Origin of the sequence: Janibacter sp. HTCC2649 (genome assembly GCF_000152705.1) — a bacterium.
Lineage (GTDB): Bacteria > Actinomycetota > Actinomycetes > Actinomycetales > Dermatophilaceae > Knoellia.
Genome location: NZ_CH672413.1, coordinates 3,797,306 through 3,810,249 on the forward strand (window position 1 = coordinate 3,797,306; position 12,944 = coordinate 3,810,249).

General features: G+C 69.5%; 9 protein-coding genes. 7 read left to right on the plus strand and 2 right to left on the minus strand.

The features are described 5' to 3' along the window. Positions 1-74: 74 nt before the first annotated feature. Positions 75-1,145 carry a non-hydrolyzing UDP-N-acetylglucosamine 2-epimerase gene (gene wecB / locus JNB_RS18170; RefSeq protein ID WP_009777993.1) on the minus strand — a complete coding sequence of 357 codons (1,071 nt, stop codon included), beginning with the start codon at positions 1,143-1,145 and terminating at the stop codon, positions 75-77. A 62-nt stretch (positions 1,146-1,207) separates the two neighbouring features. On the opposite strand from wecB, the gene JNB_RS18175 reads away from it, so the two are divergent. From JNB_RS18175 to JNB_RS18200, 6 genes are all read left to right on the plus strand, one after another. Continuing rightward, a complete protein-coding gene (locus JNB_RS18175) occupies positions 1,208-1,921 on the plus strand; it encodes a bifunctional 2-polyprenyl-6-hydroxyphenol methylase/3-demethylubiquinol 3-O-methyltransferase UbiG (RefSeq protein WP_148232509.1) in 714 nt (237 codons plus the stop codon). Then, positions 1,921-2,682, plus strand: a complete 762-nt coding sequence (locus JNB_RS18180) for a hypothetical protein (protein ID WP_009777995.1) — start codon at positions 1,921-1,923, stop codon at positions 2,680-2,682. The genes JNB_RS18175 and JNB_RS18180 overlap by 1 nt, the downstream gene beginning before the upstream one ends. A 182-nt stretch (positions 2,683-2,864) precedes the next feature. Beyond that, positions 2,865-4,334: an FG-GAP-like repeat-containing protein gene (locus tag JNB_RS18185; RefSeq protein WP_148232510.1), complete on the plus strand. Its 1,470-nt coding sequence runs from the start codon at positions 2,865-2,867 to the stop codon at positions 4,332-4,334. Between the two features lie 14 nt (positions 4,335-4,348). Then, a complete protein-coding gene (locus JNB_RS18190; protein WP_148232511.1) occupies positions 4,349-5,305 on the plus strand; it encodes a hypothetical protein in 957 nt (318 codons plus the stop codon). Positions 5,306-5,393: 88 nt separating this feature from the next. Then, positions 5,394-6,704 (plus strand): nucleotide sugar dehydrogenase, encoded by a 1,311-nt coding sequence (locus JNB_RS18195; protein WP_009777998.1) that lies wholly within the window; start codon positions 5,394-5,396, stop codon positions 6,702-6,704. Between the two features lie 26 nt (positions 6,705-6,730). Next, positions 6,731-9,298, plus strand: coding sequence for a glycosyltransferase (locus tag JNB_RS18200; RefSeq protein WP_148232512.1), 2,568 nt, complete (start codon positions 6,731-6,733; stop codon positions 9,296-9,298). Positions 9,299-9,323: 25 nt separating this feature from the next. Here the strand turns inward: JNB_RS18200 and JNB_RS18205 are convergent, their stop codons facing one another. After that, positions 9,324-10,784: a VCBS repeat-containing protein gene (locus JNB_RS18205; protein ID WP_009778000.1), complete on the minus strand. Its 1,461-nt coding sequence runs from the start codon at positions 10,782-10,784 to the stop codon at positions 9,324-9,326. A gap of 171 nt (positions 10,785-10,955) precedes the next feature. Here JNB_RS18205 and JNB_RS20720 point away from each other — a divergent pair, with 171 nt between their 5' ends. Continuing rightward, positions 10,956-12,938: an FG-GAP-like repeat-containing protein gene (locus tag JNB_RS20720; RefSeq protein WP_009778001.1), complete on the plus strand. Its 1,983-nt coding sequence runs from the start codon at positions 10,956-10,958 to the stop codon at positions 12,936-12,938. Positions 12,939-12,944 lie beyond the last annotated feature (6 nt).

The following is a 12,944-nucleotide window of genomic DNA, read 5'->3' on the forward strand; positions in this document are numbered from 1 at the left end:
CCCGCCTCCTGTGAGGCGGGCGTTCGTCATTCCCGGAGAACAACAACGGAGCGGGTATGCCGCCCGCTCACGTCTCAGGGTCGGGTGCGGACCCGCTCGGCGAGGGCCGCCACGGTCGCGTCGGCGGCGTGGCCGTCGCCGTAGGGCGCTTCGTCCGTCGGGGCGGGGGTGGGGCGGTCGACGAGTGCCGTGAGCTGGTCGAGGTCGAGGGCGAGGACGTTCCAACCAAGGTCGATCGTCTCGGTCCACTCGGTCTCCGTGCGCACGGTCGTGCAGGGGGTGCGCAGGAGGAAGGCTTCCTTCTGGAGTCCGCCGGAGTCGGTCACGACGGCGCGGGCGTGCTGCACGGCGCTGACCATGGCGGGGTAGTCAAAGGGCTCGATCGTGTGGAGGGATCCCTGGGTGAGGTCGATGCCGTGGTCGGCGGCCTTGGCCAGGAGTCGGGGGTGCGCGGTGAGGACGACGGGGTAGGGGAGTGCGGCCAGCCCGGTGATGATGGCGGCGAGGCGCTTTGGGTCGTCGGTGTTCTCGGCGCGGTGGATCGTGGACAGCACATAGGTGCCGGGCTCGACACCGTCGGGCAGGGTGGGAGGGATGTCACGCACGCGCTCCGCTGTGGCCAGGCACACGTCGGTCATCACGTCGCCGGTGACGATGGTGCGCTCGCCCAGGCCCTCGGACTCGAGGTGCTGGCGGGCGACCTCGGTCGGCGCGAGGCAGAGGTCCGCGGCGTGGTCGGTGAGGACGCGGTTGTGCTCCTCGGGCATGCGGCGGTTGAACGAGCGCAGGCCGGCTTCGAGGTGGGCGAGCGGGTAGTGCAGCTTGACCGCCGACAGGGCTCCCGCGATCGTGCTGTTGGTGTCGCCGTAGACGAGCACCCAGTCGGGGTCGTGCTCCTCGAGGACGGCGTCGAGCTGGGTGAGCATCGCGCCGGTCTGCACTCCGTGGGACCCGGAGCCGACGCCGAGGTGGACGTCGGGGGCGGGTATGCCGAGGTCGTCGAAGAAGACGTCGGACATCTTGGCGTCGTAGTGCTGTCCGGTGTGGACGATGACGTGTTCGTGGCCGGCCGACGTCAGCGCGTGGGCGATGGGGCCAAGCTTCACGAACTGGGGCCGAGCCCCGACAATCGACAGAACGCGCATGGGGCGGAAAGGCTCCTCGAAGATCGTCAGTCGGGCACTCGGAAACGCTTTCCTACACTAGCGTGTCCGCCACCACACCCCAGCGGAGGTTCGCGTTGTCAGAGCAGTCGTCGGTCGGAGATTCGGCCGCCACGCAGACGTTGTCGGCGGCGCAGTCGCGGGTCTACTGGGACCGGCGCCACGCGACCACGGGCGCTCTCGCCTCGGGCGGCAACATCGGCTTCGACGAGCCGACCAACGCGATGCTGTATGCCGTTCGTGCGGCTCGGCTGGTCACCGCCCTCGGACCGGGGACGGACCCGGGCGCCGGGCGTCGAGTTCTCGACGCGGGCTGTGGCAAGGGCTACTACACGAGGCTTCTCGCGGAGTTCGGGCACCGGGTGGACGGCATCGACACGAGCGCCCACGCCATCGGCGAGTGTCGTGCCCTGGCAGGACCTCGGCAGAGCTACCACGTGTCGGCCCTCACCGACTGGTCCCCGCCCTACCTGTACGACGCCATCGTCTCCATCGATGTCCTCTATCACCTGATGGACGACGCCGAGTGGGAGGCGAGCATCCGCCATCTCGCAACGCTCGTCCGGCTCGGTGGGCGCATCGGTCTCGTCGACCACGACCGCGACGAGGACCGGGTGTGGAGGGACTATCAGAAGACGCGATCGAACGGCCGCTACCGTGAGGTCCTGGAGTCGTGCGGCTTCGCCGTGATCGGTTTCATCCGCAACGACTTCACCGATGATCCGTCCGGAATGCACTTGGCAGTGAGGGTGTCCTGATGTCCCTGAGTGACTACGTCTCGTCCACGAGCGCCGCCGTCGGCGCCGACGCCGTGGTGACCCTGCTCGCGGGGTCCGAGACCCTGAACGGAGTCGTGCCGACCAACCTTGCTCGAACGGACGCCGGCGAGAGTGAGGGCGGGCGAGCGGTCGTCGTCGCCCATGCGCCCCAAGGGGAGGAGGTGACGGCCCTCGAGACTCTGGCCGAGGCCATCGGTGACCGTGGTGTGGGCATCCTCGCCCTCGTCGTCGCCCCGGACGCACTGCCCGTGGGCCCCCTCGTGGCCGCGGCCACCGAGACAGGTCTGCGCGTCGTGCGGGCCCAGGGCGTCCAGCACCGACGAGCCCGCAGCGTGCTCACGGTGACCCGCGACTCCGAGGTGCCGGTCACGGCATACCTTGCGGCCACGCCCGTCGCGACGGACGAAAGGGCCACGTTGCGACTGGCCAACGAATGGCTCGTCGAGGGTTTGGCCCTGCGAGCAGGACTCGAGCGGCTCGCCGCTCGTCAGCGCGGCGCCGAGTACGAGGCCGCCCAGCTCCGCCTTCGCCTCGACGAGTTCCAGACCCGTGCGCGCGATGAGCGGGCCGACCTCCAGAGCGAGATCGCGGTGGCCCAGAAGGCCGCCCGCGACGCACGGGCCAGGGCGGCGCAGGGCCCCGCGGTCAGGGCCAAACGGGCGGTCGCGATCCTGCGCGAAGACCCGGTCGGTGGGTCGCGGCGCATCGCCCGCTCCGCCGCCAAGCGCCTGGGTCGCTGACCTCTCGGACCCGATCGGGAGCGCGACGCAGCGCCACCGAGGGCCCCTGTCCTTCGCCCTGACGGATTCTTTCGTTTTGGGCGCGTCCCGCGTGACCCATTGCTATCGTGCGGCGGCATGGGGGTGGCTCGAGCCAGCTTCGGGACAAGGGGTGAACAATGGTGGCGTCACGTCGACGGCTGATGACGGCTCTGATATCGGGGACGGTGGTCGCAGCAGCGTTGGTGGCGCCGACCGCACCGGCCCAGGCACACGCAAGGACGGGCGGGTCAACTCCGGGTCCGATCACCTCGCTCGAACGACCCGGCCCGGTCGGTCGGGGGGTTCACAGCACGACCCAGGCCAACCCGGACGGCAAGATTGCGGACGGCTCGGTCCGAAGGCGCGACGCGCGATCGGCGTCGACGCTCCCCGAGGTCGGTGCGGTGTGCCCGTCGGGTCAGGTCGTCAAGAAGACCTACCTCACTGCGGGGTTCGAGGACGGCGAGGTCCCCAACCCCGACTACTCCGTCGGTTGGACCGTGGGTGCTCCCAGCGCCGGTGCTGCGCCCGAGGGCGCGCTCGTGGCGAGGTCCGCGTCGGCGGTCGACACGGCGACCGACAACGTCATCAACCCGATCTTCGCGTCGGTGGACCCCGGCGCAAGCCTCTATGTCTCGGTGACCTATCGGGGCACGTTCGCGCCCGGTGAGGTCGGCCTCTACGTCAATGACGGAAGTGGGGCACTGGCCCCGTCCACGCAGTGGCGCACGACGCGCGTCAACGCCACGGCTGGCGCGTCCTTCGGGACCGTCGAGGTGTTCGTCGATCTCGTGACCGCGGCCAAGGGCACGGTGAGCCAGGTCGAGATCGACGACGTCAGGGCCTGGTCGTGTGCCGCGATCCCGGCGACGGGCATCCGTGGGGACTGGACCGGCGACACCCTCGTCGATCTCTTTGGCATCACGGCCGCGGGTGAGCTGTGGCTCTACCCCGGTCGAGGGACCGGCGGGGTGGGCGCTGGAGTCCTCATCGGCGGCGGCTGGTCGACCTACTCGTGGGTGGGCAGCCCCGGCGACGTCACCGGCGACCGGCGTTCCGACCTCGTGGGTCGCGGAACCGACGGTCGGATGTACCTGTATGCCGGCGCGGGCGGCGGGGCGTTCAGCGCCCGCAAGGAGGTCGGCTCGGGCTGGAGCGCGATGACCGCGTTCGCCACACCGACCGACATGAACCTCGACGGAAGCCCCGAGCTTCTTGCCCGCCGCTCGGACTCGACCCTGCACCTCTACTCGTTCTCGTCCACCGGTGCGCTGCGCTATCTCAAACAGGTGGGCAGCGGGTGGAACGGAATGTCCTGGATCATCGGCATGGGCGACCTCAACAGCGACCGTCGCGGTGACACCGTCGGCGTGAACCGTGACAACGCCTGTCTCTACGCCTACGTCACGACGTCGGCGCTCACCCTCGGGTCTGCCACCAAGGTCGGCTGCGGCTGGAGCGGCATGACCTTCCTGGCCTCGCCCGGCGACCTCAACGGCGACAAGCTCGGAGACCTCGTTGCCCGTGCGGCCGATGGGGGACTGTGGTTCTACCCCGGCAAGGCCGGCGGTGGGGTCCGCGCCGGGGTCAAGGTCGGATCCGGCTGGACCGGCATGGCGGTGATCCTGTGAACACTCTCCTGACGATGTCGCGCCGGACCCTGCGCCGCGCCACGCTCGTGCTCGCCTTCGCCCTGACGATCGTGGTGGTCGGCCAGACCTCGACCGCCTGGGCCTACGTCAAGGTCGTCTATGCGACCCGTGGCCTCGTGATGACCGAGCGCCCGCCGACGAGCATCGGTGAGGTGCGGGCCACCTTGCCGCTGGTCCTCAAGGCGGGCGAGGCCCGGTTGCTCATGGCCGAGACCAAGGTCTACGACGGGTATCCCGACCGCAACGCCATCGGTCAGAAGATCACCTGCGAACGGCCCGACGGCTCGATCGTCAAGGAGTCCTGGACCGGTACCAACCTCCTGACCCGCAACGGACTCACCCCCGTCGCGAACCGTCTGCTCTTCGTGGCTCCCACCGCAGGCACCTACTACTGCCGGCTGCGTGTCTACGTGAACTCGCACTACGCGACGCCGGGTCGGGCCACGCTCTACAGCGGCTTCATCGGCGACGCCTTCGGCACCCTCACGACCCAGAGGCTCGGCATCTCGCGCCAGACGTACGGCGTCCAGATGTTCGAGGCGGGCGACAAGACGGTCCAGAAGATGGTGCCGATCTTCCGCTACCTGCCCCCCGCAGGAGCGACCAAGATCCAGGCCCGCAGCGACGTCTATCTCACCAACTGCTACGGCGCCGGGGGAGCCGGTTGTCCGCGCCGTACCTTCCCGGCGAGCGGATCCGCGACCTTCGCGGTGCAGGGGTTCCTCGTCCCGACCAACCCGGCCTGCAAGACGGTCGCGACGGCCCGCACGGTGAAGACGTTCGACCACCTGACCCACCACCTCGGGCACTCGCTGGACATGTCGGCGACCCTGCCGGTGGGCGTCAACTGTGGCGCCTGGACGACCTACACCACGGTGCAGTGGCAGGGCGGGCTGCCCTTCGTGGTCCACCTCTACCCCTACTCGCAGGCATCGATCATCGGGTCCTGACTGGGCGGGGCACGCGCACGTCGTCGTCGAGGCCGGGGGTCCGTATGATCTGGGGGTCGCCTTTTCTCGATTCAGGACGGAAACCACTGTGAAGATCTGCGTTGTTGCCCTCGGCAAGATCGGACTGCCGCTCGCCGTGCAGTTCGCGAGCAAGGGACACGACGTCGTGGGCGTCGACGTCAACCAGGCGACGGTGGACACCGTCAACGAGGGCCACGAGCCGTTCCCGGGCGAGGCCCACCTCGAGGAGAAGCTCCAGGAGCTCGTGCCCGCTGGCCGCCTGCGCGCCACGACCGACTACGCCGACGCAGTCCCCGGTGCCGACGCCATCGTGCTCGTGGTCCCGCTCTTCGTGGACGGCGACGGCAAGCCCGACTTCGGCTGGATGGACGGCGCGACGCGCGAGCTCGCCAAGCACCTCACGGCCGGCACCCTCGTGTCCTACGAGACGACCCTCCCGGTCGGCACCACTCGCAACCGCTGGAAGCCGATGATCGAGGAGATCTCCGGCCTCGTCGAGGGCAAGGACTTCCACCTCGTCTTCAGCCCCGAGCGCGTCCTCACCGGTCGTGTCTTCGAGGACCTGCGCAAGTACCCCAAGCTCATCGGTGGCCTCTCCGAGGCTGGCGCCGACAAGGCCCGCGAGTTCTACGAGGCCGTCCTGGACTTCGACGACCGCCCCGACCTCGAGCGCGGGAACGGTGTCTGGGACCTCGGCTCCGCTGAGGCGTCCGAGCTTGCGAAGCTCGCAGAGACGACCTACCGCGACGTCAACATCGGTCTGGCCAACCAGTTCGCGCAGTTCGCCGCGACCCAGGGAATCGACGTCTTCCAGGTGATCGACGCGAGCAACTCGCAGCCCTACAGCCACATCCACCGGCCCGGCATCGCCGTCGGCGGTCACTGCATCCCCGTCTACCCCCGCCTCTACCTGCACACCGACCCGTCGGCAACCGTCGTCAGCGCCGCGCGCGCAGCGAACGCTGCGATGCCGGCATACACGACGAATCTCCTGGAAGGCGCGCACGGTTCGCTCACCGGCGAGAAGGTCGTCGTCCTCGGCGCGGCCTACCGCGGTGGCGTCAAGGAGACCGCGTTCTCCGGCGTCTTCGACACGGTCACGTCCCTCAAGGGACTGGGTGCCGACGTCGTCGTCCACGACCCGATGTACACGGACGAGGAGCTCGAGGCCCTCGGCTTCGCGGCCTACCACCTCGGTGAGCAGGTCGACGCGGCCGTCATCCAGGCCGACCACGCTGAGTACCGCGACCTCAAGCCGGCAGACCTGCCGGGTCTCAAGACGCTCGTCGACGGCCGTCGCCTCACCAAGTCGGAGGACTGGCCCGGGATCACCCACCGCACCGTGGGTGTCGCGGCCACCGAGCCCGCCGCGGGCTGATCGTGTCCAGCGCGGACCGTCAGGACGTGCCCAAGGTCGTGATGATGGTGGGCAACGACATTGCCCACGACACGCGGGTTCTCAAGATGGGCCTCACTCTGGCCGACGCCGGGCTCGACGTCACGCTCTTGGGTTACGCCTCCTCCGGCGTGCGCGAGGAGCGCCGCTTCGGCAACGTGCGCATCCTGCGCGTGCCCGTCGCGTGGCGACTGCGGGACGCTGCTGCGGCCCGCAAGAAGGAGCGGCGCGGGCTCCTCAACCTCGCGATGGACCCGTCCCGGCGACGCGCCCTCGACCTCCAGGCGGCCCTGCGTCGTCGTGAGGTCGAGAGTGGTGCCGGCCTCGGCCCCAAGGCGCGCGGCGGCCAGATCAAGGCCCGTCGTCTCGTCGCGAGAGTGCGCTCTGGCGCGGACCGCCGCCTGCGCACCTACGAGCGCGACGCCTGGAAGGCCGTCGACGGGCTGACGCACCGCACTCCCTATGGCGCGCAGTGGCGCCGAATCCTCCCCGAGATCGACGACTACGAGCTGGCCTTCGGTCCCGTGCTCGACCAGCTCGAGTGGGACGTCCTGCACGCGCACGACGTGCACCTTGTCGGGGTGGCGGCACGCGCCGTGGCCCGTCGGCGGGCGCAGGGCCGATCAGCCGCCTGGGTCTACGACGCACACGAGTATGTTCGCGGCCTCTCGATCTACGGGCCCCGCACCGTTCGACGTCGCGCGGGCTACCTCGACCTCGAGAGCGAGTACGTCCGAGCTGCCGACGCGGTCGTCACCGTGACCGAGCCGCTGGCCGAGCAGCTTCAGGGCGACCACCGGCTGCCGGCGCGGCCCGCCGTCGTCATGAACAGCCCGATGCTCGGCGCGGCCGACCACGAGATCGAGCGCACGATTCGAGACGACGTCGGTCTCGCGCCCGACGTGCCGCTCATGGTCTACAGCGGTGGCGTCACCGCGGTGCGTGGCGTGGACACGGCAGTGCAGGCTCTCGTCGACCTGCCGGGCGTCCACCTCGCCGTCGTCGCCGTTCCCCACCGTGAGATCGCCGCAGCGAAGTCGCTGCACAAGCTTGCCGTCCGGCTCGGGGTCGCCGACCGTCTGCACCTGCTCGACCCGGTCCGACCGGACGAGGTCGCGGCCTACCTGCGGACCGCCGATGTCGGCCTGTTGCCGATCCACCACTTCGGCAGCCACGAAGTGGCCCTGCCCAACAAGGTCTTCGAATACCTGCACGCGGGGATCCCGCTCCTCGTGAGTGACACCCGCGCCACGGCCGAGTTCGTCGAGCAGCACGGGGTCGGTGGCGTGCACGTCGCCAAGGACACGGCGTCCTTCGTCACGGCGTTCCAGGATGTCTGGGCGCGTCACGCTGCCCTGCGCTCCCGGATCGCTGAGGACGCGGACCTCCTCACTCCCTTCGCGTGGGACCGCCAGGAACTGGTGCTGCGTGATGTCTACCGTGGCATCCTCGGCGACACCGCCGTGCGCGAACCCGACGTCTCCACGCCCCTCGAGGGGTTGCGTGAGGAGCCGTTCGTCCGCAACGACCGCGCCTCCGTCCTCGCGATCGGACCCGCCAACATGGCCGGGCAGGCCTGGGAGTGGGCCAAGGCCGTCGAGCGTGACATCGACGGGGTGCGCACCGAGGTGCTGTCCGTCGACCGTGGTGGCCCCATCCAGTTCCAGGCCGACGACATCGTGCCGGCGGCGACCTATGCCAACGACGCACGGTGGGCGCAGTCCCTGGAGGCGCGTGGCCTCGACGAGTGGACCCATGCCCTCCTCGAGGCCGGGCGCCCGCTCTTCGGCCTGAGGCACGGGCGGGACTTCACCGGTGACGTGCCGGTCCTGCGCTCCGTGGGTATCGAGGTCGGTCTCGTCCTGCACGGCAGCGAGATCCGCAACCCGCGCCGCCACGCCGCCTCCGTGTCGTGGTCACCCTTCGCTGACCCCGACGACGAGCTCACCGCACGTCTGCAACGCCAGTGGGAGGTCCTGCATCCCCTCGTCATGGCCTTCGACGGTCCGGTCTTCGTGTCGACGCCGGACCTGCTCGAGGACGTCCCCCACGCGCACCTCCTGCCCGTCGTCGTCGACATCGAGCGCTGGCGCAGCGACGTGCCCGCCATGGAGCGCGAAGTGCCCGTCGTCCTGCACGCACCGAGCCGGGCCGCGATCAAGGGCACGAGCCACGTCGAGAGTGCGATCCGTCCGCTCGCCGACGCCGGGCTCGTCGAGTACCGGCTCCTGGAGGGTGTCGCGCCGGCTGAGATGCCCGCCGCCATCCGCGACGCCGACATTGTGCTGGACCAGTTCACCCTGGGCAGCTATGGCGTCATGGCCGTCCAGGCGATGGCTGCCGGTCGAGTCGTCGTCGGTCATGTCGCCCAGTCCGTCCGAGACACCTTCGGAGGGGCTGTTCCCCTCGTCGAGGCCGCCCCGGACGAGCTGCGCCAGGTGGTCGAACGCCTCGTTGCCGACCGGGACGAGTCACGTGCCGCGGCTGCAGCCGGGCCGACCTTCGCCTCGGAGGTCCACGACGGGCGACGCTCGGCGGCCGTCCTCCGGGATGTTCTGCACCTGCGCGGCACGTGATCCCGGAGTCGGCCACCTGTAGCCGTCAGAGGATGAACTTCATCCCGGTCCAGCCGGAGCCGACCTTGACGGCGCTGTAGACGCCACCACCGGTGCGCCCGGGGTAGAAGAACAGCTGGCCGTTGGCGTCGCGGGCCACGAGGTCGCCCAGGCCGTCGCCGTTGAGGTCGCCCGGGCTGGTGAGCCAGGTCATGGCACTCCAGCCGCAGCCCACCTTGGCGTGCAGCTTCAGCGCAGGGGCGCTCGTGGCGTTGTAGGCGTAGAGACACCCGTCCGTGGCATTGACGGCGACGACATCACCGCGAGCGTCGCGGTTGAGGTCACCCATCCCGATGATCCACTTCATGCCGTTGAACTTCCAGCCGATCTCCTTGACCCGCTTGATCTCACCGAACGTGTCGAAGGCATACAGGTTGAGCGTCCCGTCAGCATCGCGCGCGATGAGGTCGGGGCTTCCGTCCCCGGTGACGTCGGTCGGCGTCGTGATGGCACTGAAGACGTCCCAGCCCGTGCCGATGGCGCGACGCGTGGCGAAGGCTCCGTTGCCGCGACCCGAGTACAGGTAGAGGGTGCCGTCAGCGGAGACGCCGAGCAGGTCACTGATGCTGTTGCTGTCGACATCACCGGGTGAGCCAGCCCAGGTGAACGAGCCCCATCCGGGACCGACCCGCGTCCCGGCCACGATGTCGCCGGTGCCCGTGCCGGGGTACAGGTAGAGGTCGCCCGAGCCGTGGATGCCGAGCAGGTCAACTCGCTGGTCGCCGGTCCAGTCACCGCGCTTGAACGGCGTGGGAACACAGGTGTAGACGCGCACCTCGTCCACCCGCATGGTCGAGTTCTGGCTCGAGTCAACACTCGTGTCGTTGAAGAAGAAGGCGTCGAGGAACCCGGCGTTGGTCCGTGCCTCGGACGTGACATCCAGCGCGACTCGGCTCCAGGTGGTGGTGGGGGCCAGGGTGCCACCTGAGTTGTTGACCGAGAAGCCAATGGTGTCGGGACCAAAACCGGTGTAGGAGAACGACATTCCGATGCGTGTGCCTGCAGGCACGGGCACGTGGGTGCTGTTGACGTAGGTCAGGAGCGGGTACCCCGCACTGATCGTCGACGATGCGTTGTAGGAACCATCAGTGGCCCCTCCGTTGGTCGTCGCATTGAAGCCGTAGGAATCTGCCGGGTAGGGGAGCGCGCCCTCGAAGCTCGCCTTGTTGAGCAGCTTGCCCGGGGCGAAGCCGGTGGGGCAGTAACCCGGCAGCTCGATGACACCGGCGGCCGTCGTGGAGCGCTCGCCCGTGGCACCGTCGGCACGGCCCAGGTTGGCGTCCTGGCGAGCCAGCGCAGGCGCGTCGTGAGTCCGGACGGCATTGCCGGCGGGCTTCTGCGACGGGGTGATCGGCTCGGCTGCGGCGCCCGCTGAGGGTGCCGCCAGACCGGTGAGGAGGGCCCCGATGCACGCCACGGTGGCGACGAGGGGTCGACGGATGGACATGGTGTCTCCCGGTGTGTGAACTCAAGGACCGCCGAGCGACCGTCCCCCAAGCGCTCAAGATATCAGTGGGCTCGGGCGTGTCGAAGCTCGAAATGACCACTCACAGATGGGGCTATTGGGACCAATGTGACTACAGTGACTAGTCATCGTCCGACCAACTGGAGGCAACCCATGGGCACCGGAATACGCGCAGCAACCGCCAGCGCGCTCGCATTGAGCCTGCCGGCAGCGCTGCTCCTCGCCCTCCCGGCGCGAGCGACGGAGTCGACCACGGCCATCGCGGCGACCACGGATCCTCACCGGTCGGCCCGGTTCACGCCAGCCGCCCAGTCCTCCGATCAGGCCAAGGTCTCCGGTCCGGACCGCGAGGAGGCGCGCAAGCACCGCGTGGAGCCGGTCGTCACCGGGGTGGCCACAGGCCTCACCGTGCGCGGTGTCACGAGCGCCGTCGGCGTCACGTGGTCGGGCGCGACTCCCCGTGGCGTGCTGCAGTGGCGGTTCCTTCCCACCTCGGGCGAGGTCGGGACGTGGTCCGAACTCCCTCTCGACGCCCACGGTCCCGATGCGGGCTCCGCGGAGGCGGCAGGAGCCCGGAGGGCCTCCGAGCCGTTGCTCACGACCCAGCCGGGATCGGTCGAGCTTCGGGTGCTCGGCGGCGACACCGCACGGACCACCTCGTTGCGGGTCACTGTCGACGAAGCCGGAGCTGCTCCCGTCGATGCGGCCCCGACTTCTCGGTCGGCCACCGCGCCCGATGCGACCCAGGGCTCGCAGGACTCGCAGAGCGCGGCTGGCGCGGCCGCTCCCACGATCCTCACCCGAGCGGCCTGGGGTGCCGACGAGTCCCTTCGCAAGGGTGAACCGTCCTATGGCGCGGTGAAGGGCGAAGTCGTCCACCACACCGTCAACGCCAACACGTACGCGGCCGATCAGGTGCCCTCGATCATCCGGGCCATCTACGACTACCACGTCAACCACAACGGCTGGAACGACATCGGCTACAACTTCCTCATCGACCGTTTCGGTCGGACCTGGGAGGGTCGCTACGGCGGCATCGCGCGCCCGGTCGTCGGGGCGCACAGTCCGGGGGTGAACTCGTGGACCACCTCGGCCGCAGCGATCGGCACCTTCACGAGCAGCGGGACGACGGTCCCGACGGCGATCACCACGGCATACACGAAGTTGTTTGCCTGGAAGGCCTCGCTGCACCAGCTCGACCCGGACTGGACCGTGAACCTCGGCGGCAAGACGCAGCGCTCCATCTCGGGGCACCGCGACAACGTCGAGACGGAGTGCCCCGGTGCCGCGTTGTACGCGCGGATCCCGGCGATCACCACGGCGACCAGCGCTGCGACGCCCAACACGCCCGCGCTCACGGTGCGGCGCGACGCGGACAACGCCGGCGACAACGACGTGCTCACCCTCGATGGGAGCCAGCGACTCGCGCTCGTCCATGCAGATGGCGCGGGGGCACTTCAGGCACCGGAGGTGAAGACCAGTCTCGCCCCGGCGGGCTTCGACATGTTGCGGGTCGCGGGCGACTGGGACGGCGACGGAGCGGTCGACGTCCTGGGTCGGCTCGCGAGCAACGGAGGGCTCTATCTGTATCCCGGTGACGGCACTGGGGGATTCCGGACGCCGGTGAAGGTCGGAACGGGATGGAACACGATGCGCATCATGACGTCGGTGGGTGACGTCACGGGCGACCGAGTGCCGGACCTCCTGGCGGCGACCAGTTCCGATTCTGAGCTGCGGGTGTACCCCGGCGACGGCAAGGGAAGCTTCCTGAAGCCCAAGGTCGTCGGCTATCGGTGGAACGGCATTCGTTCGATCGTGGGTGTCGGCGACTGGGACCGGGACGGTGACTCCGACGTGCTCGGCATCACGACCGCCGGAGTCCCGCTGATCTACGGCAACGCTGGGGGAGGTGTCCTCTCCAATGGACCGCAGCTCAACTTCGTCGCGCCCCAGGGCTCCGTCGTCATGGCGATCGGCGACGCGACGAGCGACTCGCTGTCAGATCTCGTCGTCAAGGACGCCTCGGGAACGGTCCGGGTCGCTGCGGGCACTGCGGACCCCAGCGTGATCCGCTGGGTCACCCAGAGCCCGGAAACCGTCACCACGTGGCGCGGCCTGAAGCCGTTCGAGGGCTGAGGCTCT

Excerpts from the sequence above, each read along its gene's own strand:
- wecB (WP_009777993.1), bottom strand. The coding sequence starts at position 1,145 with ATGCGCGTTCTGTCGATTGTCGGGGCTCGGCCCCAGTTCGTGAAGCTT.
- JNB_RS18180 (WP_009777995.1), top strand. The coding sequence starts at position 1,921 with ATGTCCCTGAGTGACTACGTCTCGTCCACGAGCGCCGCCGTCGGCGCC.
- JNB_RS18185 (WP_148232510.1), top strand. The coding sequence starts at position 2,865 with ATGACGGCTCTGATATCGGGGACGGTGGTCGCAGCAGCGTTGGTGGCG.
- JNB_RS18190 (WP_148232511.1), top strand. The coding sequence starts at position 4,349 with ATGTCGCGCCGGACCCTGCGCCGCGCCACGCTCGTGCTCGCCTTCGCC.
- JNB_RS18205 (WP_009778000.1), bottom strand. The coding sequence starts at position 10,784 with ATGTCCATCCGTCGACCCCTCGTCGCCACCGTGGCGTGCATCGGGGCC.
- JNB_RS20720 (WP_009778001.1), top strand. The coding sequence starts at position 10,956 with ATGGGCACCGGAATACGCGCAGCAACCGCCAGCGCGCTCGCATTGAGC.